Origin of the sequence: Novosphingobium sp. LASN5T (genome assembly GCF_003856955.1) — a bacterium.
Classification (GTDB): domain Bacteria; phylum Pseudomonadota; class Alphaproteobacteria; order Sphingomonadales; family Sphingomonadaceae; genus Novosphingobium.
In genome coordinates this window covers 33,740-59,516 of sequence record NZ_RQSI01000001.1, presented here as the reverse complement: position 1 = coordinate 59,516, position 25,777 = coordinate 33,740, and the positions used below count along the sequence as shown (strand labels likewise).

The window sequence follows — 25,777 nt, the reverse complement described above, 5'->3', positions numbered from 1 at the left end:
TCCTGTCTCCGCTCCTGCGCGTCTCGAAGTGCTTCGGGCGCGCGCCCTATTGTCGTGGCTCGCCGGGGGCAAGCCCGAACGGCACGATTCTGTTGTCGACGTCATGGCCGATGACGGCCGTCCCCAGAAAGCGGATGCCCGTCTTTGCGCACCAGTACCGCGCCATCGCTTCGGGTTCGGCGCCAAACGGACGGTCGTTTTCAGGCACGTCGCTCACCCGGCCGAGCCGCAGCCCGGCAATGCCCATCGGCGCGAGCAGGGCGGTCACATGGAACAGCAGGCGATCGACCGCGTAGTGATGCTCCGCCACTTCCTCCACCATCACCACATGCCCGGCCAGGTCCGGCATCAGGGGCGTGCCCGCGATCATCGCCAGGGTCATCAGGTTGAACGCCACGGCGGGTGCTTCGCCCAAGGAGGGCTCCAGCCCCGCGTCCGATCCCGCGAGCCAGCCCAGCGTGCGGCGCACCGCCGCTTCGCCCCCGGCGCGGCGGATGTCGGTGGGCATGGGCGCGTGGACCGGATGGCCGATTCTTGCGCGATAGAGCGCGCCGAGCAACGTGCCGCCGTCCGAATAGCCGACGAAAGCCTTGCCCCGCGCCGCGTCGGTCATGCCTGCCACCGCCTCGGCCGCGATACGGTTCGCCCCATAGCCGCCGCGCACGAACCACACCGCATCGAACGCCGGATCGTTGGCGCATTCGAGCAGCGCGCGCAGCCGCAGCGCATCCGGCCCGGCAAAGTGACCTTCGCTGGCGAAGCACTGATCGTGGAAGTGTAGATCGAGTGCCGGAAACTCCGCCAGCGCCAGCGCGGAAACGCGCGCCGCATCCTCGCGCGTGAACGGCGTGGACGGCGCGCAGATGGCGATCCTGTTCATCGGACGATCGGGCAGCGAGGGCATCGCCCTGCCCTAGCCCGTTTCGTCCTTCGGGCGAAGTGGGGAATGACGGTGTTGAGTTGCGCGCCAAGGCGGCATACCGAGCAGGGCATGACAGCCTCCATTCCCGCCGCCGGCCCCTCGCTCACCTCGCATCCCTGGTTCTTCTGCGGCATCGGCGGATCGGGCATGTTGCCGCTGGCGCTGATCCTCAAGGGGTTGGGCGCGGACGTTGCCGGATCGGACCGGGGCCGCGATCAGGGGCGCACGCCCGAGAAATTCGGCTGGCTCGAAAGCCTGGGCTTCACGCTGTTCCCGCAGGACGGCAGCGGGATCGCCCGGGCCGATCAGGTGCTGGTCGCCTCGGCCGCGGTGGAGGACACGGTGCCCGAAGTGGTCCGCGCCAAGGAACTGGGCTGCGCGCGGATGAGCCGGGCGGACCTGCTCGCCACGCTGTTCAACGCCACGGGAACGCGCATCGCGGTCGGCGGCACCAGCGGCAAGTCCACCGTCACGGGCATGCTCGGCTGGATTCTGACCGAAACCGGCGCCGATCCCACGATCATGAACGGCGCGGTGATGAAAAACTTCCGCACGCCGGACGCGCCCTTCGCCAGCGCGCGCGTGGGCGGCGGCGATCTGTTCGTGTCCGAAGTGGATGAAAGCGACGGCTCGATCGCGCTCTATCGCCCCACCGTCGCCGTGCTCAACAACGTCAGCCTCGATCACAAGAGCCTGGAGGAACTGCGCGCGCTGTTCGGCGATTTCCTCGCCCGCGCCGATCGGGCGGTGGTCAATGCCGACGATGCCGAAAGCCGCGCCCTGCTCCCCCGCGCGCGCGACGCAATCACCTTCGGCTTTGCCGAAAGCGCGACGATCGGCGTGGTGGCCGGCAGCGTCATCGAATCCGCCACCGGCATCGCCGCCAGTGTGGTCGACCGCCGCACCGGCGAACAGCACGCGCTCTCGCTGGCGCTGCCCGGCCGGCACAACCTGGCCAACGCGCTGGCGGCGATCGCTGGCGCCTCGGCGGCGGGCGTGCCGGTGGCGCGGGCGGTCTCCGCGCTCGCCACCTTCGCGGGCCTCGCCCGCCGCTTCGACATCGTCGGCACCAGCCCCTCCGGGGTCACCGTGATTGACGATTTCGGCCACAACCCGGAAAAGGTCGCCGCCACGCTGGCGACGCTGAAAGCGCATCCCGGCCGCGTGATCGCCTTCTTCCAGCCCCACGGCTATGGCCCGCTGCGCCAGATGGGCGCTGAACTGGCCGAAGTGCTGGCCACCCGGCTCGGCCCCCACGACGTGACGATCCTGTGCGATCCGGTCTATTTCGGCGGCACCGTGGACCGTTCGCAGGGCAGCCAACGCATCGTCCACCTGATCGGCGCGCACGGCGGCCACGCCGAATACGTGCCCGCGCGCGAAGCCTGCGCCGACCGCATCGTGGAAATCGCCCGCCCCGGCGACCGCGTCGTCATCATGGGCGCCCGCGACGACACGCTGAGCCAGTTCGCGCAGGGGATACTGGGGCGGTTGGGGTGAGCCTGCGGGCGGCCGGGATTATCAGACACCGGTTTGTTGATTTTCGCTCGCGGACGGGCACTGGGCTTGCCCAGCCCCGTTCATCTTGAGCCTGTCGAAGGACGCGCGCGGGGCTGGCCTTCGCGTGGCAAGCCGTTTCAAGATATGACCGTATCACGCGTCCTTCGACAAGCTCAGGACGAACGGACATAGAGATTTGAAGACATTTCACCCCCCGCCTTTCCTGCAACCGCGGTCCTTTTCTGACAAGACAACAAAGCTGACACTGCTAACCTATCGCGATATTAACACCTTCACGATAGTGGATGCCCATGTGGTATGCATTTCTCCCGATAATATGGCCATTTATCGTGCTATTGGACACGATGATTTTGACACCCTTACCTGTGATTTTGATTTGGAAGCGCAAACCCGGTTTAGCGTTGGCAGCGTGCATAATGATGTCCGCACTTCTGATCGCTGATCACCTCGTAAACTTCGACGGCATCACCTATCCGCTACCATTATTCGCGGCTCCCACCGAAACATTGCCAATTAGTCTTATGGTCCTTATCGTAACGGGCGCAATCGCAGCAAAAAAGTGGATGCAAGGACCGTAAACTGAACATCCGTTCCTTCTCAAAGCCCCCACTAAGACCACCACCCACACCAGCCAAATCAGCCCACTCTCCACGCCCCAACACGGCGGAAGCCGAAAGCGCATCCCGCGCTTCCGGCTTCCTGGCCCCGGTGCGACCCGTGGGCTCCTTACTTGATCCTGACGCGCGCCGTCAGTCGAACCGCTTTTCCAGCAGGACCAGATGCGGATCGCCATCGACGGCGTGCGCGCTATAGCCGCGTTCGCGTTCCAGTTCGATCGCGGCGTGGTTGGCGCGGTCCTCGATCGAAATCACGCGCTTCAGGCCGCGGCGGCGCGCTTCCTGGCCGACATGATCGAGGATCGTCCACGCCACGCCACGCCCGCGATAGTCCTCGCGGATCGACACGGCCACTTCGCCGCAATCCATCTGCGCGTCGCACGCAAGCAGCGCCGAGGCGACGAGTTCGCCGGTCGCCTTGTCGAAGCCAAGGAAGCTCTCGGTCTTCCAGTGATCGACATGGGTCAGCAGTTCGAGCTTTTCATGCCCGACGTGCTTCTGTGCGGACAGGAAGCGGAAGCGGCGGTCTTCGTCGCTCACCTTGTCGAAGAATTCTTCCAGCGCCGGTTCGTCCTCGGCAAAGGCGGGCCGGATCGACAGCACCACGCCATCGCGCGTGGTCATTTCGGTCGTTTCCGCAAGTCCGGGCAATGTCGTGCCAGTCATCAGGGCATCTCCTTGGGATCATTCCATGCCAATGGCGGCCTGTTAGCACTCGCAACACGGCAGGCTTTGATCTGGGACAACCCCAAGACCTTTTCCCACCAAATTGCCAGCCCATCCCGATTGCCATTATCGCGGCGGCAATTGCACCGATAAAAACATAAGACTTTAGTCTATGACCGCGATTACATGGAGCGCGCCGATGCTCTACTCGCGCGACAGGGCTCGCCACAGGCACGTCCGCCCGCCGGTCATGCCTCCGACGATCCCGTTATGCTTGCTTTTCCACAGCGATTGGTCTAGGCGCGCGACCGTTCCAATGGTTCGCAAGCGCTTTTGGAATGTTCCCCGCGACATCCGGTCCGGGGGACGGTTCGGCCCTTAGCCCCGGATATGCTCCGGTGTGAAAGACCGGCGGACTCAACCGCCTGGCCGGAAAAACCGTAAGATTAGGACGTAACTGAATGGCCTCTACGGCAACTCCCACGCGCGACGATTTCGCCGCGCTGCTCGACGAATCGCTCGGCGCTGCCGGCAATGGCGGCTTTGAAGGCCGCGTCGTCAAGGGCACCGTCACCGCGATCGAAAACGACAAGGCCGTTATCGACGTCGGCCTCAAGAGCGAAGGCCGCGTCGCGCTGCGCGAATTCGCCGCCCCCGGCCAGGCCCATGGCCTGAAGGTCGGTGACGAAGTCGAAGTCTATGTCGACCGCGTCGAAAACGCCGACGGCGAAGCCATGCTGTCGCGCGACCGCGCCCGCCGCGAAGCCGCGTGGGACAAACTCGAATCCGAATTCGGCGAAGGCAAGCGCGTTGAAGGCGTGATCTTCGGCCGCGTGAAGGGCGGCTTCACCGTCGATCTCGACGGCGCCGTGGCCTTCCTGCCCGGCAGCCAGGTCGACATCCGCCCCGTGCGCGACGTCACCCCGCTGATGGACGTGCCGCAGCCGTTCCAGATCCTCAAGATGGACCGCCGCCGCGGCAATATCGTCGTCTCGCGCCGCGCGGTGCTGGAAGAAACCCGCGCCGAACAGCGTTCGGGCCTGATCCAGAACCTGAAGGAAGGCCAGATCATCGACGGCGTGGTCAAGAACATCACCGATTACGGTGCGTTCGTGGACCTCGGCGGCATCGACGGCCTGCTCCATGTCACCGACATGAGCTACAAGCGCGTCAACCACCCCAGCGAAGTGATCGCCATCGGCGATACCGTGCGCGTCCAGATCATCCGCATCAACCAGGATACGCAGCGTATCAGCCTGGGCATGAAGCAGCTTGAAAGCGATCCGTGGGATGGCGTTGCCGCCAAGTACCCGGTCGGCGCGAAGCTGCGCGGCACCGTCACCAACATCACCGAATACGGCGCGTTCGTGGAACTGGAAGCGGGCATCGAAGGCCTCGTCCACGTTTCGGAAATGTCGTGGACCAAGAAGAACGTCCACCCCGGCAAGATCGTTTCGACGAGCCAGGAAGTCGACGTCATGGTGCTGGAAGTCGACAGCGACAAGCGCCGCATCTCGCTCGGCCTCAAGCAGGCCCAGCAGAACCCGTGGGAAGCCTTTGCCGAAAAGCACCCGGTCGGTTCGACCGTGGAAGGCGAAGTCAAGAACGCGACCGAGTTCGGTCTGTTCATCGGCCTCGATGGCGACGTGGACGGCATGGTTCACATGTCGGACATCGCTTGGGGCATCTCGGGCGAAGACGCGCTGGCGCTGCACCGCAAGGGCGAGCAGGTTTCGGCCGTGGTTCTCGACGTCGATGTCGAGAAGGAACGCATCAGCCTGGGCATGAAGCAGCTTGAAAAGGGCGCTCCGGCCACCGGCGGCAACACCGGTTCGCTGCGCCGTGGCGAAGTCGTCACCGTCACCGTTCTGGAAGTCCGCGATGGCGGCCTCGAAGTGCAGGCTGGCGAAGACGGCTCGACCGGCTTCATCAAGCGTTCGGACCTCGGCCGCGACCGCGACGAACAGCGTCCGGATCGCTTCCAGGTCGGCCAGAAGCTCGATGCCATGGTCACCGGCTTCGATCGTTCGAAGAAGCCGAACTTCTCGGTCAAGGCCCGCCAGCTGGCCGAAGAGAAGGAAGCGGTCGAACAGTACGGTTCGTCGGATTCGGGTGCGTCGCTGGGCGACATCCTCGGCGAAGCGCTGAAGAACCGCAGCTAAGCAACGCTTAGAAGCAAGCAACCCAAAGGCCCGTCCGGAGCGATCCGGGCGGGCTTTTGCTTTGTGCGGCCGCAAAGGCTAGGGTTCCCGACGCCCCGCGACCGCGAGTGAGAGATGATGCCCCTCCAGATTCACCAGTTCCCCTGCCTCACAGACAATTACGGCTATCTGCTGCACGATCCCGCCAGCGGCGAGACGGTGTGCATCGATACGCCGGAAGCCGACGTCTATCTGCGCGAGGCGGCGGCGCGGGGATGGACGATCACCCAGATATGGACCACGCACTGGCATCCGGACCATGCCGGCGGCAACGAGGCGATCAAGGCTGCGACGGGCTGCACGATCACCGCGCCGGCGGGCGATGCGGCGAAGATCGCCGGCGTCGATCGCACGGTTGGCCATGGCGACGTGGTGCGCCTCGGCGCGTGGGAGGCTTCGGTCATCGATGTGGGCGGCCACACCCTGGGCCATGTGGCCTATTACGTGCCCGGCGCGCAGACCGCCTTCGTCGGCGATTCCCTGTTCGCGCTCGGCTGCGGGCGGATGTTCGAGGGGACGGCGCCACAGTTCTGGGACAGTCTCTCGCGCCTGAAGACGCTGCCGCCCGAAACGGCAATCTGCTGCGCCCATGAATATACCGCCTCCAACGCCCGCTTCGCGCTCCATGCCGATCCGGACAATGCCGCGCTGCGGGACTACGCGGCCGAGATCGAACGCCTGCGCGCCGATGGCCGGCCCACCGTGCCCGCTCGGCTTGACCGGGAACTCGCCACCAATCCCTTCCTGCGCGCCGACGATCCCGCCGTGCAGGCCCGCTGGGGCGGTGGCGACGCGGTGGCGACGTTCGCGGCGCTACGGACCGCGAAGGACACGTTCCGCTGACGGACGGCATACAGGGGGGCATACAGACGATGACCGGAACCGCGAAGCGTCCGCCGCGCATCACGTCGTTTGACGTCGCCGAAGCGGCGGGGGTCAGCCAGTCCACGGTCAGCCGCGCGCTGGCGGGCGATCCCTCGATCAGCGAACCGACGCGGCTGCGCGTGGCCGAAGCCGCGCGCAAGCTGAACTACCAGGTGGACGAGAACGCCGCGCGCCTGCGCCGGGGCCGCACGGGGACGCTGGCGATCGTGCTGATCTGCCGACCGGGGCAGGACCGGAAGGACATCAATCCATTCTACTATTCGCTGCTGGGCAGCGCCTGCGCCGCCGCTTCGGCGCGCGGCTATGAAGTGCTGGTGTCCTTCCAGGACGGGCCGGACAACTTCTGGGGCCACTATCAGGAACGGCGCAAGGCGGATGGCCTGATTGTGATCGGCACGACCTCCAACGCCGCCGCGTGGGATTATTTCGGCAAGCTACCGGAAGGAACGCACTGGGTCTGCTGGGGCGCGCCGCGCGATGATTTCGCATGGGTGCGCAGCGATAACCTTTCGGGCGCCACGCTGGCGACGCGCCACATGCTGGTGCGCGATTATACCCGTATCGTCTGCATCGGCTCACTCACCTCGCCCCAGCGGCAGTTCATCGAACGCTACGAAGGCTATGCCCAGGCAATGGACAATGCCGGGCTGGAACCGCGCCTCGAACATATCGAAAGCGGCCTCCCGCGCGAAGAGCAGGGCCGGCGCGCCGCCGCCCGGCTGGTCGAATCCGGCGCGGCATTCGACGGCATCTTCGCGGTGTGCGACGAGATGGCGCTGGGCGCGCTCAAGGAACTGACCGCGCGCGGCGTGCGCGTGCCCGAAGACGTGGGCGTGGTGGGGTTCGACGGCATCCGCGCCGGGGCGTGGTCCTCACCCCCGCTCACCACGATCGAACCCGATTTCCAGACCGCCGGCACGCTGCTGGTCGATCGCCTGCTGGCGATGATCAATGGCGAGGAAGGTTCCGCGCGGCGCGTTCCCGTGCGGCTCGTCGTGCGCGGTTCGACGCGGGCCTGACATCGCGTAATTGGCCGGAATAGAAAAGGCCCCTCCCGCGACCGGCGGAAGGGGCCTTTTCAAGCGTAAGGCTTCGAAGACCGCGCTCAGTGCGTAGCGAGCCCCGCGATCGCGCTGTTCACCAATGCCTTGTCGGCGTCCGCGCCATGATGGCCAGCGATGAGTTGACCGGCGGCGGCGGCGGCGGCGGATGCGGCCCTGGCGCGCAGATCCTCCACCGCAGCGCGTTCAGCCGCGGCGATCTTGTCGGCCGCCATCTTCTCGCGCCGGGCGATCACATCGCGCGTATCGGCTTCGGCCTTGGCAACGATCGCCGTGGCTTCGTGGCGGGCGTGCTCCAGCATGGAGGCCGCGTCCTTTTCGGCATTGGCGATCTTGGCCGAATATTCGGCGCGCAGCGCTTCGGCTTCGGCGCGCAGCGCCTTCGCTTCGTCCAACTGCTTGCGGATGGCGACGATCTGCTTGTCGAGACCGCCGACGATCAGGCCCGGCACCTTCTTCCACACGAGGATAAGAAGGAACACGAACATGGCCAGCGCCACGAACCATCCGGCGCCCAGACCGGCGACGGTCGGTTCTTCGCCATGCGCCTCGCCATGCGGCTGTTCGACGCCGGCGGTCAGTTCGCCGTGCGCGGCTTCTGCATTAGCCATTGGCCAGCACTCCCTTCACCGCGCCCTGCGCCTGTTCGGCCGAAACCGAAAGGCCGGCAAGGCGGCTGACGATGTCCTGCGCGGCCGATGCGGCAACGCCTTCGATCTCGGTCAGCGCAGCGTCGCGCGCGGTGGCGATGCGGGCTTCGGCGGCCGAAACCGTCTGCTCGATCTTGCCGGATGCGACATCGAGGCTCGCCTGCGTGGTGCTGGCGGCTTCGGCCTTGGCCGTAGCGATCAGCGCCTGCGCTTCGGCGCGCCGCTTGTTTTCCTGCACGCGCCATGCCTCTTCCTCGGCGTCGGCGGCAGCCCTTGCAGCCTCGGCGGCGGAAAGGTCATCGGCGATCTGCTTGTCGCGCTGGTCGACGGTCGCCATGACCTTGGGCACCATGCCGCGGCCGATGACGAAGAAGATCAGGCCGAAAAACACCAGCAGCCAGAAAACCTGGCTGGCATAGGTGGTGGCAAGCTGTGCGATTTGAGGCATCGGTCGGTCCGCGCATCATACGACCGGGGCGAACCCCGGTCGTTCCATCAACATTCGTTCGTAATGACTGACGTCGTCGCGATCAGGCGACGAAGATCAGGATCATGGCAACGACGAACGAAAGCAGGCCGAGAAGTTCCGCGGCGGCGAAGCCGATGAACAGGCGGCCCTGCTGGCCGTCAGCGGCACCGGGGTTGCGCAGCGCACCTTCGAGGAACTTGGCGAAGACGTTGCCCACGCCCAGCGATGCAAGGCCAGCACCGATGGCGGCAAGACCAGCGCCGAGAAGCTTCGCGCTCTGTGCGTCCATGATAAAAACTCCCTCTTTCAGATCCGTAGTGGAAAAGTTGCGCCTAAAATATTCGGCAAAACAACCGGGCAAAGGCCCGGCACGAAATTTCAAAACTCAGTGCAGGTTTTCCGCGTCGTTCAGATAAACGCAGGTCAGCAGGGCAAACACATAAGCCTGGATGCCCGCGACCAGCAGTTCCAGCGCGCAGATGCCGATCATCAGCAGGAAGCTGGGCAGCGCGGCGATGCCGAAGGTCAGCGCACCGGCGTTGGTGCCCGAAATGACGAAGCCCGACAGCACTTCGAGCAGCACGTGCCCCGCCATCATCGCGACGAAAAGACGCAGGCCGAGCGAAAACGGACGCACCATGAACGAGATCAGCTCGATCGGGAAAATGATCGGGATCATCAGGACCGGCGTACCGTGCGGCACGAACAGCGAGAAGAAGTGCAGGCCATGCTTGGCGAAGCCGACGATCAGCACGATCGAGAAGCTGAGGATCGCCAGCACGCCGGTCACCGTGAAGTGGCTGGTGGCGGTGAACGGGTGCAGGCCGACCAGCGCCAGCGGCAGCAGGCCCAGCAGGTTGGCGAACAGGATGAAGGTGAACAGCGAGAAGACGTAGGGCAGATACTTGCGACCGGCGGGGCCAATATTGGACTTCAGCAGGTTGTCGACAAAGCCGGTCAGCCCTTCCACCGCCATCTGCCAGCGGCCCGGAACCAGCTGGCGCTTGGCGCCGCCACCGACGAACACCAGCAGCACGATGGCCGTGATCGCCATCCACAGCGCCGAATTGGTGAAAGCGATGTTGTAACCCGCGATGCTCCAGTGATCGGTGCCGAAAAGCGGCTCGATAGTGAACTGGTGAACCGGATCGACCTTGCCTTCGGCCACGCGCTTAACCCCGTCTCATCGCATATAACAACAGCGCCCCTTGTCAGGGACGCCGGCTCGAAATCCTGATGATATTGCGGAAGGCGACACCCACGCCCACAAACAACATCACCAACAGGCCCCAGGGCGACGTTCCCGCAAACTGGTCGATGACCCACCCCAGAAACGCGCCCCCCGCAAGCCCGCCGATGAGTTCCGCCAGCACCCGGTTTCCTTCGCGATAGCTCGCGTTGGATTCTTCGGGCGCCGGCTTCGCGATACGCTCGTCCTCCCGCTTGCGAGCAGCTTTCAGCCGCTGTTCAAGCGTATCGATCCGCGCATCCTCGCCGACAGGCTCCATCCCGGTTTGCTCGTCGCTCATGCCATTCTCCCAACTGGGCATTCCCAGCACGAAAGCGTGACGTGCGCAACGGCTCCCCGCCGAGGGCGCCGTCCCCTTAGGCGGGGGGCATACGTGAGTCAACCGCCCCGCAACCGCTCTGACCAAGGTCTATGCATACGGTTGCACGGGGCCACCGCACAGAGCGGAATCCCGAGCCTGGAGAGCGTTCCCGGTCAAGTCGGCCGGAAACAGCGCTGGAATCAGGGGCAGCGGGGATCGCGCATCGGCGGCGCGCCGGTGCGCGTCTGCCAGCTTCCGTCCGGCGCCTGGTACTTTTCGCCAGGCGTGGTCTGCGCCACCAGCAGGCAGCCGGAAGTGAGCGCGTATTCCTCCACCGTCGCGCCCTTGGCCTTGGCCTTGTCGGCATAGACCGCCTTGCGCTTGATGTTGATGTCCTCGATCACCGCGCGCAGCGCCGGGCTGGGCGTGGTGACATAGCCGAGATAACCGTCGGCCTTCTCGCCCACCTGCCCCGCTGCGCGCGCGGCGGCATAGGCAGGATCGCGCTGGGCCAAGGCCGTGCCGGGCAGAGCGGCAGCCAGCGCCGCGCCTGCGAGGACCGCGCCGAGCGAAATCGTGCGAAAACGGGATGCGATTGTGCGGGCCATGGTCAGAAAATCTCCGGATTCTTCTCGATCGTGCTGCCCGCGTCCGCCGCGAGCTTGTACACGACTTCCTGCTTGATGTTGATGTTCAGCTCGATGACGATGGGCTTGTCCGGCGCCTTCACCGAAATGCAGCCCGACAGCAGTGCCGTCATCACCGTTGCTCCCACCAGCGGCAGCACCCGCAGAAGGCGCTGCCCGATCCTGCCCCTGATCCCGTCGATCCGTTCATCCATGGACGAACGTTTCGCAGAGCGCGCAGGCAGGGTCAATTCGGAGCTTCTCATGGCAGGTTCCCGCTTTCTGGACGCTGAATGCCGGTGCCGGATACCGCCGGCCCGATGGTGCTGGAACCGGCACCGCCGGTCCCGGTATTGTTGGTAAGCCGCCGCACCGCCCGCCCCTGCGCGTCGACCAGACCCAGCGTGCGCGGGTCCTGGACGTAGTTGGGGTCGTAGAGCGACTTGGCCGAGGTGACGAGCCGGTAGAACGGCGCGCGGATGTTGACGTTGAACTGGATCGGCAGGCCCGCGACCTGCCGCGTCAGGAAATTCTGGCGCGTGCCGATGCCCTGCTTGACGCCGCCGAAGCGCACATTGGTGACGATCTCGCCCGCGAGATCGCCCCGCATCCCGATCGTCATGGTCTTGTAGTCGATGGATTTCAGCGCCTCGAACGCGAAATTACCCATCGCCGACAGGTCCTTGTAAGTCAGCGCTCCGACGTAGGAGACGTTGCCGCCCGGCTCGCGCGAAACCAGGTTGCCCGCTTCGATGCGCCCGCCGTTGTCGTCGAACACCAACGGCATCCGCCCGTCGAAGGTGCCGGTGGCCGCCAGGTTGCCCAGTTCCATGCGCTCGAGGAACTTCGCCGCGTCCAGCCCTTCGATCACCAGGGTATAGCGCCGTGTCTCGGCCACGCCCACGCGCATCACGGTGGGTTCGAGGCTCAGCTTGCCGCCGAGGAACGGCCAGGTCGCGCTGTGCAGCTTGAGCACCTGCCCCGGCTCCATCGCGAAGACGACGACGCCGTCATTCACTTCGATGCCCGGGTTGATCGCGGCCACCCGCAAGGTCTGGTTGGGCGCGGTGACCATGTTGAGCAGGTCGGTGAACTCGACCGTCCCCGCCAGCCCGCGCGCGGGTCCGAAGGCGGCGGCCAGATCAAGCCCGCTGCTGGAGAAGCGGCCCGAACTGGTCACGCCGCGCGCGTTCCAGTCGATCCGGCCCCTGCCTGTCACCGTGCCTTCGACATTGGCGATCACGCCCAGCGCCATCCGCGTCAGCGCATCGGGTTGCATCGCCTTGTCGAAGCGCAGGCCATCGACCAGCAGGTCGGCATGGCCCGAACTGTCGGACAGATCGTGGCGAATCACCGCGCGCGTCACCGTACGGTCGGACTTGGGCTCGCGCAGCACCGCGTCCGCATCGATTCGATTGTCGTGCAGGGTCAGCGTCGCGTCGCGGGCTACCATCCGCTCGAAGCGGGTTGGCCTCAGGCGGTCGGTCAGGTCGAAGCGCGCACCCGAGAGCGTCAGCGTGCCATCGGCATAGCGCCAAGCCCCCGCCGCGTTGGTCAGGTCCATCGGCACCGCCGCCAGCCGCGCGTCCACGCCGCCGAACGTGCCGGCGAAGTCCTTGCCCGCCCGGGCCGTCAGATCGGCGAGATGGAACCGCGTCGCCTCCTCAGGCGGCCCCAACGCCACATCGAGCGCGCGCGCCGTCACCGTTCCCGGCCAGGCGAAGCCGACCGGCCCCGACTGGATGCTCAGCGGCGTTTCGCCCAGCCTGCCGGTCAGGGCGAGCGCGGCCACGCCCAGCGCAACGCGCAAGCCCCCCGCCCCGTTGCGCACGATTGCGCCGCCGGACTGCGGGCAGACTGTTATCGCGCGGCCATCCAGCACCATTTCGCCCAGCGTCAGCCCGTCAAAACGCGGGGTGATGCAATGGCGATAGAGCGCCAGTTCGCCCCGGGCCGAAAAGGCGCCCTGCACGGGCAGTTCCAGATTGCGGGCCGATCCGCCCGGTATCGCGCCGGAAAGCCGGGCCGTGCCGGAAAAGCCCAGTGAACCGTCGGAAACCTGCGCCAGCGACATCTGCGGAATGGCCAGCGCGCCGCCGCCCGCGTGGTATTCGGCCATCGTCAGGCGGAACAGCGCGCCACCGGCCGCGCCGCGCTCCATCACACCCTCGATGCGGGGCAATCCCACACCACCGGTGGCGAAGTTCCCGGCGATGCGCGGCAACCCTCGCGGTTCGCCGGTGACCTGAAAGCGCGACAGTTCCAGCAGTGAAGCGCCACTGCCCCCGCGCAACCGCGCTTCTGGCACCACGAACGACCACCGGTCGCCTTCCTGTCGATAGTGAAGCTGGCCAGCGATGCGGCTGCCGCGCTCCTCGCGCCGCAAAGCCTGCCGCACCTGCGCCACCATCGGCGCGATCAGCGTGCCAGTGGACGATGCCTCGGCCGAAGCGAGACCCGCGTCGAGCGCCGGCCCCTGACGCAAGCCCTTCCCGTCCACATTGCCGCGGAACTCCACGGTGCGAAAACCATCGCGCGTCCGCACCAGTCCGTCCAGCCCGAGCAGTGCAACCGTCGCGCCCGGAGCGTGAACCCCGCCGGCATTGCCCACCAGCCGCCCCGAAAGCATCCCGTTGCGATAGGCCATCGCCGCATCGAAGGTCAGCGCATCGGCCTGCGCCGATGGCAGGGCCAGCGCTCCGCTGCGCAGCTTGGCCTGCACGGTGGCGCCGGCGAAATCGCGATCCGCCCGCGCGTCGACCTGCACCGTGGCCGCGCCCAGGGCCGCGCCCTGCTCCACGCACTGTGCCCCCGCAAGCCGCAACGGACCCGAAAACCGCGGACGCTCGCCTTCGATTACCACCCGCCCGTAGAGGCTCGCACGGCCCAGCGCGCAGCCACCGATATGCGCTTCGGGCACAAGCGCCGCGATCGTTCCGGCAAACCCGTCGCGCAGCGCGCCGGCGCCGTCGGCTTTGAACGCCAGCCGGCCATAATCGCTGTCGATCAGCCCGCGGGCGTCCACCACCTGAAGATCATAATCGGGCAGCCGGAACGGTTCGCCGCTGGACGGACCGAACAACAGCTTGTCGAGCGCTCCGAAACTCAGCTTGTTGGCATGATGCCGGCCATAGAGCCGGGGGCGGATTAGCGTGATCCCGCCGATGCGCGCGCCGCGCAGGCCATAGGCCATGCGTACTTCCATCCGATCGACGGTCAAATCCGGCTTGCGCGGATCGCCGATCACGATGTTGCGCAGGACTTGCGTGCGACCGCCGATGGTCTCGATCTCGTATGTCGCGGGCAGGCCGGTCTGGGCAAGCTGGCTGGCGATCAAGCGGTCGGCAAGGGGTTCGCGCGCCAGCCAAAGGCCGCCTCCGGCCACACCGATGACGCCAAGCGTCGCCAGCGCCGCGCGGCGCAACCGCCGACGGCGCACCAGCGACGGCGCATAGCCGCCGTTCCCGGCCTCGCTCCCCAACCCGGAGCCATCGGCCGCAACGCCGTCCGCCAAATCGGTCCTATCCGCCATTCCGCCCCTTCTTGCGCACTGCCGCGGCTTAGGCAATGCACTGTTCCGGCCACAACGCCGCGAACAGCGAAAGGTGCCCGCGCGGACCCTTCATGAACGACGAACCCGGTCTCTTTGGTGAACAGGTGCCGGAACGGACCCGAAAGATGGTCCGGAGCGGCGATGATCACACTTCGGAAGACCGCGTGCGCGAAGCGGCGCATGATCCCAGCGGCCACCGCGCCCGGCTGCGTGAGCGTTTGCTGGAGGGGGGCGATGATGCGCTCGCCGATCACGAACTGGTCGAATACCTGCTGATGGCGGCGATCCCCCGGCGTGACGTTAAGCCCCTCGCGAGGATGCTGCTCAAGCGGTTCGGTTCGCTCGCCGCCGTGTTCAACGCCGATCCCCGCGCCTTGCAGGCTACGCCCGGCGTCGGGGAAACCGCCGCCGCCGCGCTCCGCATAGCCGGCATCGCGGCGCGGCGCATGGCGCGGAAGCAGGTGCAGGAGCAGCCCGTGCTGGGAAGCTGGCAGGCCCTGCTGGACTATCTACATATCGACATGGCGCATCTACGGCGCGAACGGGTCCGCGCGCTCTATCTCGATACGCGCAACCGCCTGATCCTCGATGACCTTGTCAGCGAAGGCACCATCGACGAGGCCGCGATCCATCCGCGCGAGATTATCCACAAGGCGCTGGACATCGGCGCGGCCGCGCTGATCCTCGTCCACAACCACCCCACTTGGTCATTTTGACCCCAGCACACCCTAGCGCATTACCGCGCATTTTCGCGGTTTTTTATCTCTATTGACAGGGGACGGTTATGTGGCAATTCTTGGGGGTATGGACGTTAACCGCCCCCACTTTACGGCCCCAGTTTTAGAGCCGTCCCCAGCGTAGGAATGACCCGTGGTAGCTTTGACAGATGGCGAGATCAGACAGGCGATTAAACTTGCCGAAGCCAATCGAAGAGAGAGGAGCCTCCCTGACGGGGAGGGCCACGGCACAGGTCGGTTGACGCTGATTCTCAAGCCGATGCCAAAGCGCGTTACAGCGGTCTGGTACGCGGTCCAGTGGAGGGACAAAAAGCGCATCAAGTCGAAGGTCGGCGAGTACCCGTCGCTTTCGCTGGCAAATGCGCGCAAGATTTTCGAGCGAGACTATGCGCTTCCGATCCAGCGGGGCAGCAGCATCAAGGTCGCAGGCGACTCCCGACCCGGGACGGTGGCCGACCTGTTCGAAGCTTATACGGATGCGTTGAAGGACGCTGGAAAGCCATCTTGGAAGGAAGCCAAAAAGGGGCTGAACAAGATCGCGGATACGCTCGGGCGAAATCGGCTAGCTCGGGAAATCCTGCCGGAGGATGTGTTAGGAGTGATCCGACCCATCTATGATCGAGGAAAGCGATCGATGGCGGACCATGTCCGCAGCTACATCCGCTCGGCGTTCTCCTGGGGTTTGAAATCTGAAAACGATTATCGAAGCGCCTCGCCACGTCGCTTTCGCCTGACCTTTAATCCGGCTGCAGACATCCCGACTGAGCCGAAGGTGGTTGGTACGAGGTGGCTGACCGAGGAGGAATACGTGCGCCTCTACAAATGGCTGGAATGTCCCGATGCACCTGTGCATCCCCCATATCTCAGAGCGGTCCGCTTGCTCATGCTGACCGGCCAGCGCGTCGAGGAGATCGCTCGGCTCCATGTCAGTCAGTATGATCGAAAGGAGCAAATCCTCGATTGGTCAAAGACCAAGAACACGAAGGCGCACGCAATCCCGCTTCCCTCGATCGCGGTCGAGCTGCTGGAAAGCATCACGCCTAACGAATACGGCTGGTTTTTTCCTTCGGCAACCGACCCGAGCAAACCAGTCGCACATGGTACTCTCTATTCGTTTATGTGGCGAGTGCGAGAGCGCGGCGTCATTCCCGACGTGACCAATCGCGACCTCAGGCGAACCTGGAAGACATTGGCGGGTAAGGCTGGCGTCTCCAAGGAAATCCGCGACCGGCTTCAAAATCACACGCTTCAGGACGTGAGCTCGAAGAGCTACGATCGCTGGAATTATATGCCTGAAAAGCGTGCCGGAATGAAAAGATGGGATAAGTTCGTGACGGCGCTTCTCGCTCGCAAGGCGCTCCGGCTGGCAGCCTGAAAGGCTCCCGCTGCCGGGGCGCTTCCACACAGATCAGTAGTTAGGAGCCCTCACTCGAAGGCATCATCCCCGAAACGCACTCTCAACTTGATCGCAACGCTATTCGCATATCTCCGCTGACGCCATTCGGTAGGGCTGTGGTAGATGCCAATGGCCTTCCAGTAGTCGTTCGATAATCTGAGAGCAGAGAGGAAGATCCAGCGCGCGGCCTGCACATTGAAGCACGGATCGCTTTTGAGCCAGCCTCTCACCTGCTCCGGTGGTCGCCCGGTCAGTCTCGAGAGCTTCGGCACCCAGAAGCTGTTGACCTGGAGTGGTCCAAGATCATGGGTGCCGTTGCCGTTCGGCACTTGCGCCCCGATCCAGCCCCCTTCTTGGTCGCGCAGTCCCCAAAGGGTTTTCTCAAGCCAGGCGCGACCTCCCGCTGCCTGCCGGATGCATTGCCCGAGGCGCGCCTCGTGATCGGCCGACGGTGTACCTCTGGCGTCTGCATGGCCTGCTGATGCCAGGAGGATCGCGAGCGGTAGCAAGCGCCGGGCTGGTTTTAGATCAACGGTCATGCCCGCCTCCGTGATCCCGAGCGGGGGCGTGCTGAGGCTCGGGTGGCGGCTGTTGGGCTGAGGACGGCTGCTGCGGCCCCTGCTCGCGGTCGTCTCCCCTGCCCGAACTCCGCTCGAGCAGAGAGATAATCCACCGATCGAGGAAGCTCGCTGCCGATTGCGCCCGCCCCGCGATATAGGAAGAAAGGCCGTTAGCCCTGGCCACTTCCGGCTGTGTTTGGGCCGTCGAGAGACGGTCCTTGCGGGCCTGCCGCTCGACGCGCTGTTCGTCGCGCAGCCGATCCCAGCGCTCCCCATGGAGCGCGGTGCGCCCTTTCACGCTGTCCTTCTCGATCCGACCCAACCCCTGGAGTGAGGATGTCTTCTCGCCCGACCGGAGGGTCAGTTTTTCTACGAGCCGCTCGCGGTCCTCGGTCCAGAGACTCGCACCGAACCGGGCGCGGGTGATCGCTGTGTAGTAATTCTGACCGGTCACCAACGGCGAGTTCACCGGCGCGAGAACATAGACTCGATCGTAGGTCTTGGACTGCGCTGAGTAGACGGTCTCCCCATAGCCATGGTCCCAGTTCTTGTGGCGGGAGAGGTCGATCTCCTGCGCCTTCCCGTCCCGATCCCAGCGGATCGTAGCGATCATGCCGTCGAGCCGTTCGACCGTTCCGCGCTCGGCATTCTTCAGTCCGAGTTCCTTGTTGACCAGACGCCACTGGATCCGGTCGCCCTCGGCGAGGTCGCGCTTCTCGTCCTTGAAAACGTTGATCTGCGACGCTCGGCCAAGGCGAGGATCCCACTGGATGGTCCGCCCATGCTCATCGACGATGTTGACCATCTGCCGGCCACGAGCATCGCGCCCGACGCCCACCACCTTATATTCGGCATCCCGTGCGATGCCGAGGCCGGCATTGTCACGCGAGAACACCACCACCTGCCCACGCGAGTAGAAGCGCGCAAAATGCTTCTCCTGATCGGTCATGCCCGAGGGCGACAGGATCGAGAGCCGCGCATCCTCGGCGGCGACGGCGCCCTCCACCTTCAGGGCTTCGCGCACTTTGGTGTTGACGATCAGTCGGGTCGCGTTTTCGAGGACGAGGATGTTGGTCCTGTCCCGGGTTTCGGGGGGTAGCCGCGTCCAGTCGGCGACCAGCGCGACCGCGAGCTTCTCCGCGCTGTCGCCGCTGATCACCTTGTCGAGCGCGCCGAGCGATCCATCATAGTTCTGGAGCCGCGCCAGGCGGACCGCCTGGGTGATCTTGTCAGCCTCCTGTCGTACCGTCTCCCGCAGTTCCGCCTTGGGTAGGCCGAGGCGCTGCATCAGCCAGAAGGGCTTGCCCTGCTCGATCGCCCCCGTCTGGCGGGTGTCGCCGAGCAGGATCAGCCGCGCGCCGGTGGTCCGGCTGATCTCGAGCAGGCGGACCGCCTGCCGATTGCCGAGCTGCCCGGCCTCATCGACGACGAGGACATGGCCGTCGTCGAGTTTGGCGCCGCCAGAGGCGAGCAGGCTGGCGACCGTGCGCGATTCGATGTCCGCCTTCTTGCCGAGTTCGCCGGCGGCTGATGAGGTGGGAGCGAGCGCGATGAGGGTCGCTTCCTCCCCCGCTGCCTCGCGAAGCGCGCCGATGATCGTCGACTTGCCTGAGCCCGCGACACCATGGACGCCGACCACCCGGTCGGAGGAAAGCCCCAGATGCAGAAGAGCCGTCCGTTGGTCAGGCTTCAGTCCGTGCGCGATCCCCGCATCACGCAGGCTCTCGACCGAGGCGAGCGGCTTCGCGTCTCCCAGCGCCAAAGCCAGATGGTCCGCAAGGGCCATTTCAAGGCGCGCGGTCTTGCGTGACGTCCGGCCACGTGTGTGGACTTCGTCGCCGGTCGGATGCCGCGTTTCGAGGAGCTTGGCGCGCGCCTGGTGCTCCTCGACGATCGGCCTGACGTCCGACAGCCGAACTTCGCCCACATGGGAGGCCAGAGCCGTCTGCAGCAACCGGCCGAGATTGTTGACGGCTTCCTTCCCTTCCGACTGCCGGAGCCCGAAGAGCATCGCCCGGGCCGCGACCGGCTGGGGCACCTCGATGTCGCGCGCGCCCGCTTTCTCGGCATCGGCCCGCGTGTCATGCACGGCTTCGGCATGCTTTCCGAGGCGACCTTCCCAGCTCTCGTGGAGAGCTTCGAGGGACATTTTCTGCTTGGGCCCGCGCGTCACATAGAAGGAATGCTGACGCGCAGCCTGCCCGGTCAGCCCGTGCTCCTTCGCATGGGCGTCGATCTGCTCGGCGCGCTGCGACATGTCGATGATCAGAGCCTTGGGGACACCCCGGATCTCGAACAGCCCCTTGCGCGGGTCGAACTCGACATCGTAGCCGCGCTCGCGCAGGAGATGCGCGAGTTCGTTGCGATAGACCTGACCAGCTGTCATCTGCTCGGCAAACATGGCGCGGGTTTCGAGACTGACTTTCTTCTCACCGTCCCGCTCGTCGGTGATGTTCATGACGACGACATGGGTGTGGAGGTGGGGATCGAGTTCGCGTGAGGCATGCTCGGTGAAGCGCGCGTAGATCAGCCGCCCGGTCGTCTTCTCGGTGACCTCGCCATCGACGCGGTGGCGCATCGTGGCATGTTCCTCGAGATAGGAGAGCGCGACGCTAACGGCCTGCTCATGCGCCTCGACGATCCGCTGATCACCGGCGACCAGCGCCATGATCGACACCGACTTGGGGGCGTTGACAGCGAAATCCCAACCCGGATGGTGCTGGATTTCTCCGTTGGCCCGGCGCCGGCCCAATTGCTGGTCCTCGACCTTTCCGGCTAGCAGTTCCTTGAACATGACCGGATCGACCTTGCCATCCAGGCCGAGTTCAGCGGCGATCTTGCCACCCCATTCGGAATGCTCGTCGGCGCCTTTGGTGTAATAGTCGCCGACCGTGTAATAGCGAGCGATATTGGCGGGCTTGCCCTTTAGGCGGATGGGATTGATCATGCCGGCCTCGCTTTGTTGCGGGCGCCGTCACGACGACCGTGCTGCTCAAGGCGGAAGCCTGCAGGCTTGCCGAACAATTCGAGGCGAGGGCGTGGAGCCTGCTGTTCTCCCCCTCCAGGCGGATCGGCGGGCGGTGGCATAGGACTCTCGCTCGAGGCGTCCACGGGCGCGGTCGGCGGTTCATGCGGTTGCGGGAGCGGAAGCTCGGCAGGTTGCTCTTCGGAGCCAGCCCGCCGCCGCTTCGGAGGGGAAGATTTGGGCCTGGTCGGCGAGGATGAGGCCAGCGGTGCCGGGGGGAATTCGACGACCGGCCCAGCCAGCCTGATGGGAGTGGTTGTCCGCTCCTCGAACGCCTCGGCGACCGACGCCACCTTGTTGTAGCTGTCCTCGAAGCGGACCACCGGCAGACTGCGACCGAACCTCAGGTAGCCCATGAGGTTCGGCAGGTTGGTGACCTCGGTGTGCATGACCAGCGGCCGGGTGACCTGCATGCGCGAGAGGTTCACACCATCGCGCATGTCGTTCACGCCGTAGGACATGCCCTCATTGGCTTCGACCTGCTCGACCTGCCCGAGATTCTCGCTGACATGCTTGGCGGTGGGGGTGTCGTTGGCGCGGAGAGCCACCCAGGTCGAGCAATAGCCGGTGATCGCCGCGGCATCCTGAATGCCGTAGGTCGCCTCGAGCTGGGGGTAGCTCTGGAAGCCGAGGATGCCGCAGCCGCCATATTTGCGGGCACGGGCGAGGAAGTCGCCGAGCGAGGGCAGCTTCTGGAGCGTCGGCAGCTCATCGATGACACAATAGAGGCGCCGGTTGCGATCGGGCGTCATGCTCATGATCGCGCTGATCGCGATGTCGAGCCACACCGTGATCAGGGGTCGGAGTGAGGGAAGCTGGTCAGCCTTTACAGTGATGAACAGCCAGCTGTCGTCCTTCTCATTGGCGACCCAGTCGCGGATCGAGAACCCGTCGGCGGTGTCGTCGAGATAGGAGAAGCTGCGCATCACGGAGGCGAGCTCCGCCTGGATGCCGGCACTGGTGCGCTCACCCTCGGTCGATATGAACGCCGCCGCATCGGTGCCTGCGGCGAAGGCGGCGAGATCCTTCAGCTTGGAGCGGAGCAGCGTGTCGAGCAGGATCGAGACGAGGGTACGTTCCTGCTTCGCCAATTTCCGGAGCACGGCGACCAGCGTGCCCCGCGCAGCCTTCGCCCAGAAAGGATCGCCCGTCTTGTCGGGGATCGTGGACTCCGCGATCTGGTCGTAATGATAGTCGCGCGGCACATCGACCCAGGGCGACCATGAGTCTGCGCGCGCATCGAGCGGGTTGAGCAGGGCGTCGATGCCGGGCCGGTAGAATTTCTCCACGAAGGTGCCGGCGGTGTCGTAGACGATCGCCCGGCGCTTCCGCTTGCGGATCCCGTCGAGCATCTTGACGATGATGTTGGTCTTTCCCGTTCCAGGAGCACCGCAGATCAGGATGTGCTCCGGTTCGAAAGCGTCGGGCACATTGACGCCGCCAATCTGGAAGCTGCCCTTGGCCTGACGCCAGAGCGCGCGGCGAACCTGCTTGACGGTGCCGAACCGCGCCCCGCGCAGAAACTGATTGGAGCCGAGCCCCCTCCCCGTCCGGGTGAAGTAGAACCATGCCCAGAACAGCATTGCGAGGGCGAACAGACCGGCAAGCAAAGCTCCGTGGAGGAGATAGGTTTCGAAGGCCGCGAGCGTCTTATGGGCGACGCCCGAACTGACGAGGCTCTTGGGAGTGGTCCAATATTGTTTGCCGGCCGGTGTCTTGAACAGGATCGGTGTCGCGTTACCGGGCAGCGTATCACCCATGAAATAGGCCTGGGTGATCTTGAGCATCACGAAGCGTTCGTATTCGGACGACTTTTCGAGTGCGTACCAGATGATGCCGCCGATCCAGATCACCAGCCCCGCGAGGAAGGTCTGGTAGAAGACCTGGGTGGTCATGCGGACATTGTGGACGATGGCCTGGCCGCCACGCGTCCAGGAGCCAAGCGTGTCATGGCGGAAGATGCTCACGGCCGGTCCTGCTCGGGATCGAGCAGCCCCCTTTCGCGGAGGAGCCGGCGCGCTTCACCCAGTCCCTTCTGGAGAATGTCCGGCGAGCGCTCTCCGACCGAAGTAGCGAGGATCGCGAACGCCTGGATGACGGTCGCGTGGAGTTCGTCGAAGCGGGCATGATAGCCCGAAGGATCACTGCCTTCGAAGCGTTCGAGGATGTCGCGACAATAGGTCGCGGCGCCGAGACCTGCGTTGCGCGCCTGGACAGAAAGGCGCGCATAGAGGTCATCGTCAATGCGGATTGTGATGCGTGCCAAGCGGCGGACTCCTTGTCCGACACGCCAGCAACGTGGTGAAGCGCAGCCTTTATAGCCGATTTACACCGCGATCTCAACAATTTATCGAAACTGCCGCTGGCAGCCACTAAGTGCCAAGGCAGATCAATCCCTTAGGGTAAGAAGCGACAGGACATGGCTGCCACCGGCAGCCGATCAGTGCCAGATCGACAGCCGCTTTGTGCCGACGAAAAGTGGCGGAAATCCAGGCGATTCGCGCCCGCAGCACCCGTGCGTGGGGTGCATTACATCCGCCTCCGGCGTGCGTCCCTCCTCCGCAGCGCGCTTGCCCGCTGCGCCCGTCGACTCGACCGTGGGCGGGTCTCCCCGGTTGGGTGCGTTTGCGGGCGTGATCGCATTCCGATCGCGGGGAAGGCATTGCATGGCGGTGGTCCTTGGTGGATAGTCGAGGGCGGCGGGCAGACCTCCTTGAGCAAGGAGTCTAAGAATGCCCAAGATGACGGAACGCGAACGGCTGGCGAAGATCGAGGCCGATCAGCAAAATCTCGCGCGGGAAGCCGAGACGGTGCGGCGTGGATTGCGCGCCCATTATGGGAAGCTGGCGACGGAATTGCCGGTCGAACGCTTAAGCGAGCGCGAATTTCGCGACGTGCTGAGCCAAGCGATTCGGGTCGGCGGCGGCGTGGCGATTGCCGCGCTCAAGGGGCTGACGGCACAAGGCGTCCAGGCGGAACCGTCTGCTGGGTCGGCTCGCAAGCGCGCGGTTGTTCCCCCGGCTGGCGGTGATGACGCCTCAACGGCTGTGCATCTTTAGCGGAAAGGGGAGCGACGTTGGCGGGCGGCACGCCCGGCAAAAGGAGCGGCGCGGGGAAAACCGTTCGGGTTTCCCCCGCTCGTGCCAAAGGCACGACAAGGGGCCGGGAGCGGTTGCCCGCCCCGGCCCTTCTCTTGGTGGCTTCGCGATCAGGCCGCTATGACGCGGCGCTTCTTTTTGATCGGGACATCGGGCGCCTGATCTGCCCGCATGAAAACATGGGTCGGGACGCGGTGGCCCTTCTCCGGGTTGAACAGGTCATAGAGGCTGGACTGGATGCCCGACCCTTCGCATAGCAACGCCTCGACGGGCATAAGCTCGGCAATGTTGCGATTGCGCCGGAAGGCTTTGCCGTTGCCGCGCCCATAGAGGCCGAACGCGATGCAGACCACGCCCCGCTGTGCGGCCCATGCTGCGGCGGCTGCATCCACCCCAAGGCGCTGCCCGGTGGTGACAAGCACCATGTGAGGAATGCGCGTTCTGATCTGGTCGAGCCGTCCCCAGATAATCCGCCAATCGTGCCAGTCGGAAGGGCCGGACACGACCACGACGGGGCCTTGCGGGTCGTATCGGTCACGCTTCCGTTCGGACCTTGCGCGCAGGAAGTCGAGCGCCGAAATCTGGCTGGCGGTGGTGACATGGGACGCGCGCGAACCCTTTGCGGGCGACCATGGGCGACCGGCATAGGCACGATACATTGCCGCCGCATAGTCGCGCATGGCTTCCATGGCGGCGCGCTGTTCCGCGACCGACTGGCATTCAAGCTGGGTGTCTTCCAGTTCCTTGTTGAACACCTCGCCCGGTTCCAGACGGCGGGCCATATCGCGAATGGTATCGGCCAGCCTGTCCTCGCGGCCTTCCAGCTTGTTTGCGACGAAATGGAAGCTGTTTACGAAGCCCCATGCGAGTTCCGGGGCAAGCGGGTCCAGTCGGGTATCGCCTAGCAGGTCGAAGATGGCGGCGATGATGCCGCCGCATTCCGCCTGTGCCGCGAGCGGATCGGGCATGAAATGTTCGGCCGGTTCCTCGTCCGGCTCGATGATGGTGAGGGGCAAGGGGTCGCCGAAGGATGCCACGAAATCGGGCGTGGCGATGGCTTCGGCATAGAGTTCCGGCAGGTCGGCAAAGCTGCTAACGCTGCGCAAGGCCGTTGGCTTGCTCATGGGATGGGTTCCTTTGGTCGGGTGACGGTTCAGGGTCCGGGGAAGCGTTCCAGCGCTCCCCCGGCCCGCCTTTGGTGCCGCTTAGAAGGGCACCTCATCGTCAAGGCTGCGTCCGCCGCCGGTATATCCGCCGTCCGGTCCTGCGGTGCTGCCGCCGGAGAAACCGCCGCCGGTCCGTCCGCCGAAACTGCCCGACCGCTGACCGCCGCCATTGCGCCCGCCAAAGCTGCCGCCCTGCGCCTCGCGCTCGCGTTCGCGCCGCCACTGGACATCGAAGCCGTTCGTCTCGTCCCCGAAAAGGGCGATGGGCAGCGGCTCGCGGAAGCTCGGATCGTCCACCATGCCGGACAGGAACACCTCGTCATTGGACTTCATGCGGCGTTCCCAGACCACGCCGATCTGGATTTCGTCGCCAGCGCGGTTCGTCTCGTAAATCTCATAGACGGGGGCACTGTCGCTCTGTCGATCCTCGACGCGGCGCATGATGAGGTAAGGAAAGCGCATTTCGCGGGTGGCGATCTTGCCGATAATGTCGCTGGCGCGCTCGTCGAACTTGAAGCTACCGATCTTCATGACTTCATCCTTTCTCTGTGCTGTGGCTCGTTTCTCTTTCCCGGCCACATCTGAACCCTACTCCCTCCCCTCCATTACTTCCATGGCATTGATTTCTTGACAGAAATCCATCGTACCTGGTGAGCCTGAGCAAGAAACAGCCGCGCAGCGGCCAACAGACACAAAGACGCACCGGCCGCGTCAGCGGACGGTTCTGCTTGAATGGGAAGGGAGCGTGGACCGGCTGACAAGTCATCGCACCCGGAGCCGCCTTCGCAGGTCCGAAGGCGCAGGGCGGGGCTCTTGTCCGCAAGAAGCACGGGAGGGGCTCTAGCGAAGCTTGGCGAAAAGGGGCCGGCGCTTCTGTTGAAAACAGACAAACATCGCCGGCCCCTTTTCGCCTAGCGTAGCTTTGCCCCGACGCAATTCTTGCGGACGAAACCCGTCCTGCAACGCACGGATCCTGCGAGGGCGGCGAAGGGGGTGATGGCTTGTCTGCTGGCTCCACGATCCGCATCGCGCGACTAGCGCGATTCCTTAGGCGAAGCCTGCATTGCGATGGAC

Annotated in this window: 23 protein-coding genes; 7 read left to right on the top strand and 16 right to left on the bottom strand. The window is 65.1% G+C overall.

The genetic code is table 11. From position 1 onward, the window contains the following. Nucleotides 1-46 precede the first annotated feature (46 nt). Nucleotides 47-880 carry an LD-carboxypeptidase gene (locus tag EH199_RS00315; protein ID WP_124807299.1) on the bottom strand — a complete coding sequence of 278 codons (834 nt, stop codon included), beginning with the start codon at nucleotides 878-880 and terminating at the stop codon, nucleotides 47-49. A 111-nt stretch (nucleotides 881-991) separates the two neighbouring features. On the opposite strand from EH199_RS00315, the gene EH199_RS00310 reads away from it, so the two are divergent. After that, the gene (locus EH199_RS00310; protein WP_124807298.1) at nucleotides 992-2,422 is read left to right on the top strand and encodes a Mur ligase family protein; all 1,431 of its coding nucleotides are present in this window, start codon (nucleotides 992-994) and stop codon (nucleotides 2,420-2,422) included. A gap of 770 nt (nucleotides 2,423-3,192) precedes the next feature. Here the strand turns inward: EH199_RS00310 and EH199_RS00305 are convergent. Next, the gene (locus tag EH199_RS00305) at nucleotides 3,193-3,726 is read right to left on the bottom strand and encodes a GNAT family N-acetyltransferase (RefSeq protein ID WP_124807297.1); all 534 of its coding nucleotides are present in this window, start codon (nucleotides 3,724-3,726) and stop codon (nucleotides 3,193-3,195) included. Nucleotides 3,727-4,187: 461 nt separating this feature from the next. Here EH199_RS00305 and rpsA point away from each other — a divergent pair, with 461 nt between their 5' ends. From rpsA to EH199_RS00290, 3 genes are all read left to right on the top strand, one after another. Then, nucleotides 4,188-5,888, top strand: coding sequence for a 30S ribosomal protein S1 (gene rpsA, locus EH199_RS00300; RefSeq protein WP_124807296.1), 1,701 nt, complete (start codon nucleotides 4,188-4,190; stop codon nucleotides 5,886-5,888). A 117-nt stretch (nucleotides 5,889-6,005) separates the two neighbouring features. Further along, the gene (gene gloB, locus EH199_RS00295; protein WP_124807644.1) at nucleotides 6,006-6,770 is read left to right on the top strand and encodes a hydroxyacylglutathione hydrolase; all 765 of its coding nucleotides are present in this window, start codon (nucleotides 6,006-6,008) and stop codon (nucleotides 6,768-6,770) included. A gap of 29 nt (nucleotides 6,771-6,799) precedes the next feature. Continuing rightward, nucleotides 6,800-7,831, top strand: coding sequence for a LacI family DNA-binding transcriptional regulator (locus tag EH199_RS00290; protein ID WP_124807295.1), 1,032 nt, complete (start codon nucleotides 6,800-6,802; stop codon nucleotides 7,829-7,831). Nucleotides 7,832-7,917: 86 nt separating this feature from the next. Here EH199_RS00290 and EH199_RS00285 read toward each other — a convergent pair whose 3' ends face one another. The 8 genes from EH199_RS00285 to EH199_RS00250 form a co-directional block, all read right to left on the bottom strand. Continuing rightward, nucleotides 7,918-8,484, bottom strand: a complete 567-nt coding sequence (locus EH199_RS00285; RefSeq protein ID WP_124807294.1) for a hypothetical protein — start codon at nucleotides 8,482-8,484, stop codon at nucleotides 7,918-7,920. Continuing rightward, nucleotides 8,477-8,971, bottom strand: coding sequence for an ATPase (locus tag EH199_RS00280; protein ID WP_124807293.1), 495 nt, complete (start codon nucleotides 8,969-8,971; stop codon nucleotides 8,477-8,479). Before EH199_RS00280 ends, EH199_RS00285 begins: the two co-directional genes overlap by 8 nt. Nucleotides 8,972-9,053: 82 nt before the next feature. Further along, the gene (locus tag EH199_RS00275; RefSeq protein ID WP_022677864.1) at nucleotides 9,054-9,281 is read right to left on the bottom strand and encodes a F0F1 ATP synthase subunit C; all 228 of its coding nucleotides are present in this window, start codon (nucleotides 9,279-9,281) and stop codon (nucleotides 9,054-9,056) included. Between the two features lie 96 nt (nucleotides 9,282-9,377). Continuing rightward, entirely contained in the window at nucleotides 9,378-10,160 is a 783-nt protein-coding gene (locus EH199_RS00270) for a F0F1 ATP synthase subunit A (protein ID WP_124807292.1), read from the bottom strand. A 43-nt stretch (nucleotides 10,161-10,203) separates the two neighbouring features. Next, entirely contained in the window at nucleotides 10,204-10,521 is a 318-nt protein-coding gene (locus tag EH199_RS00265) for an AtpZ/AtpI family protein (protein ID WP_124807291.1), read from the bottom strand. Between the two features lie 221 nt (nucleotides 10,522-10,742). Beyond that, complete coding sequence (locus EH199_RS00260) at nucleotides 10,743-11,150, bottom strand: YdbL family protein (RefSeq protein WP_124807290.1); 408 nt, start codon at nucleotides 11,148-11,150, stop codon at nucleotides 10,743-10,745. A gap of 2 nt (nucleotides 11,151-11,152) precedes the next feature. Next, nucleotides 11,153-11,434, bottom strand: a complete 282-nt coding sequence (locus EH199_RS00255; protein ID WP_190287033.1) for a YnbE family lipoprotein — start codon at nucleotides 11,432-11,434, stop codon at nucleotides 11,153-11,155. Next, nucleotides 11,431-14,700, bottom strand: coding sequence for a YdbH domain-containing protein (locus EH199_RS00250; RefSeq protein ID WP_124807289.1), 3,270 nt, complete (start codon nucleotides 14,698-14,700; stop codon nucleotides 11,431-11,433). Before EH199_RS00250 ends, EH199_RS00255 begins: the two co-directional genes overlap by 4 nt. Before the next feature lie 92 nt (nucleotides 14,701-14,792). On the opposite strand from EH199_RS00250, the gene EH199_RS00245 reads away from it, so the two are divergent. Continuing rightward, nucleotides 14,793-15,437: a RadC family protein gene (locus tag EH199_RS00245; protein WP_124807288.1), complete on the top strand. Its 645-nt coding sequence runs from the start codon at nucleotides 14,793-14,795 to the stop codon at nucleotides 15,435-15,437. A 154-nt stretch (nucleotides 15,438-15,591) separates the two neighbouring features. Further along, the gene (locus tag EH199_RS00240; protein WP_070156537.1) at nucleotides 15,592-16,833 is read left to right on the top strand and encodes a site-specific integrase; all 1,242 of its coding nucleotides are present in this window, start codon (nucleotides 15,592-15,594) and stop codon (nucleotides 16,831-16,833) included. Nucleotides 16,834-16,883: 50 nt separating this feature from the next. Here the strand turns inward: EH199_RS00240 and EH199_RS00235 are convergent, their stop codons facing one another. From EH199_RS00235 to EH199_RS00220, 4 genes are read right to left on the bottom strand one after another with little or no spacing between them, the layout of a single operon-like run. After that, nucleotides 16,884-17,393 carry a lytic transglycosylase domain-containing protein gene (locus tag EH199_RS00235; RefSeq protein ID WP_223806388.1) on the bottom strand — a complete coding sequence of 170 codons (510 nt, stop codon included), beginning with the start codon at nucleotides 17,391-17,393 and terminating at the stop codon, nucleotides 16,884-16,886. Then, nucleotides 17,383-20,361: a MobF family relaxase gene (mobF, locus tag EH199_RS00230; protein ID WP_070156536.1), complete on the bottom strand. Its 2,979-nt coding sequence runs from the start codon at nucleotides 20,359-20,361 to the stop codon at nucleotides 17,383-17,385. The genes EH199_RS00235 and mobF overlap by 11 nt, the downstream gene beginning before the upstream one ends. Beyond that, entirely contained in the window at nucleotides 20,358-22,406 is a 2,049-nt protein-coding gene (locus EH199_RS00225) for a type IV secretion system DNA-binding domain-containing protein (RefSeq protein WP_070156535.1), read from the bottom strand. The genes mobF and EH199_RS00225 overlap by 4 nt, the downstream gene beginning before the upstream one ends. Beyond that, complete coding sequence (locus tag EH199_RS00220; protein WP_025291971.1) at nucleotides 22,403-22,705, bottom strand: hypothetical protein; 303 nt, start codon at nucleotides 22,703-22,705, stop codon at nucleotides 22,403-22,405. The genes EH199_RS00225 and EH199_RS00220 overlap by 4 nt, the downstream gene beginning before the upstream one ends. Nucleotides 22,706-23,171: 466 nt before the next feature. Between EH199_RS00220 and EH199_RS00215 the strand changes: the two genes are divergently transcribed. After that, a complete protein-coding gene (locus EH199_RS00215) occupies nucleotides 23,172-23,498 on the top strand; it encodes a hypothetical protein (protein WP_070156534.1) in 327 nt (108 codons plus the stop codon). A gap of 149 nt (nucleotides 23,499-23,647) precedes the next feature. On the opposite strand, the gene EH199_RS00210 is transcribed toward EH199_RS00215, so the two are convergent. Next, entirely contained in the window at nucleotides 23,648-24,661 is a 1,014-nt protein-coding gene (locus EH199_RS00210) for a DUF2493 domain-containing protein (RefSeq protein WP_030539254.1), read from the bottom strand. Nucleotides 24,662-24,742: 81 nt separating this feature from the next. Further along, a complete protein-coding gene (locus EH199_RS00205; RefSeq protein WP_070156533.1) occupies nucleotides 24,743-25,234 on the bottom strand; it encodes a DUF736 domain-containing protein in 492 nt (163 codons plus the stop codon). Nucleotides 25,235-25,777: the final 543 nt, after the last annotated feature.

What these genes read in the sequence shown, in the direction of transcription:
- EH199_RS00250 (WP_124807289.1), bottom strand. Translation starts at nt 14,700, where the DNA reads ATGGCGGATAGGACCGATTTGGCGGACGGCGTTGCGGCCGATGGCTCC.
- EH199_RS00315 (WP_124807299.1), bottom strand. Translation starts at nt 880, where the DNA reads ATGAACAGGATCGCCATCTGCGCGCCGTCCACGCCGTTCACGCGCGAG.
- rpsA (WP_124807296.1), top strand. Translation starts at nt 4,188, where the DNA reads ATGGCCTCTACGGCAACTCCCACGCGCGACGATTTCGCCGCGCTGCTC.
- EH199_RS00235 (WP_223806388.1), bottom strand. Translation starts at nt 17,393, where the DNA reads ATGACCGTTGATCTAAAACCAGCCCGGCGCTTGCTACCGCTCGCGATC.
- EH199_RS00205 (WP_070156533.1), bottom strand. Translation starts at nt 25,234, where the DNA reads ATGAAGATCGGTAGCTTCAAGTTCGACGAGCGCGCCAGCGACATTATC.
- EH199_RS00290 (WP_124807295.1), top strand. Translation starts at nt 6,800, where the DNA reads ATGACCGGAACCGCGAAGCGTCCGCCGCGCATCACGTCGTTTGACGTC.
- EH199_RS00275 (WP_022677864.1), bottom strand. Translation starts at nt 9,281, where the DNA reads ATGGACGCACAGAGCGCGAAGCTTCTCGGCGCTGGTCTTGCCGCCATC.
- EH199_RS00265 (WP_124807291.1), bottom strand. Translation starts at nt 10,521, where the DNA reads ATGAGCGACGAGCAAACCGGGATGGAGCCTGTCGGCGAGGATGCGCGG.
- EH199_RS00310 (WP_124807298.1), top strand. Translation starts at nt 992, where the DNA reads ATGACAGCCTCCATTCCCGCCGCCGGCCCCTCGCTCACCTCGCATCCC.
- EH199_RS00280 (WP_124807293.1), bottom strand. Translation starts at nt 8,971, where the DNA reads ATGCCTCAAATCGCACAGCTTGCCACCACCTATGCCAGCCAGGTTTTC.
- gloB (WP_124807644.1), top strand. Translation starts at nt 6,006, where the DNA reads ATGCCCCTCCAGATTCACCAGTTCCCCTGCCTCACAGACAATTACGGC.
- EH199_RS00255 (WP_190287033.1), bottom strand. Translation starts at nt 11,434, where the DNA reads ATGAGAAGCTCCGAATTGACCCTGCCTGCGCGCTCTGCGAAACGTTCG.
- EH199_RS00305 (WP_124807297.1), bottom strand. Translation starts at nt 3,726, where the DNA reads ATGACTGGCACGACATTGCCCGGACTTGCGGAAACGACCGAAATGACC.
- EH199_RS00285 (WP_124807294.1), bottom strand. Translation starts at nt 8,484, where the DNA reads ATGGCTAATGCAGAAGCCGCGCACGGCGAACTGACCGCCGGCGTCGAA.
- mobF (WP_070156536.1), bottom strand. Translation starts at nt 20,361, where the DNA reads ATGATCAATCCCATCCGCCTAAAGGGCAAGCCCGCCAATATCGCTCGC.
- EH199_RS00210 (WP_030539254.1), bottom strand. Translation starts at nt 24,661, where the DNA reads ATGAGCAAGCCAACGGCCTTGCGCAGCGTTAGCAGCTTTGCCGACCTG.
- EH199_RS00260 (WP_124807290.1), bottom strand. Translation starts at nt 11,150, where the DNA reads ATGGCCCGCACAATCGCATCCCGTTTTCGCACGATTTCGCTCGGCGCG.
- EH199_RS00215 (WP_070156534.1), top strand. Translation starts at nt 23,172, where the DNA reads ATGCCCAAGATGACGGAACGCGAACGGCTGGCGAAGATCGAGGCCGAT.
- EH199_RS00245 (WP_124807288.1), top strand. Translation starts at nt 14,793, where the DNA reads ATGAACGACGAACCCGGTCTCTTTGGTGAACAGGTGCCGGAACGGACC.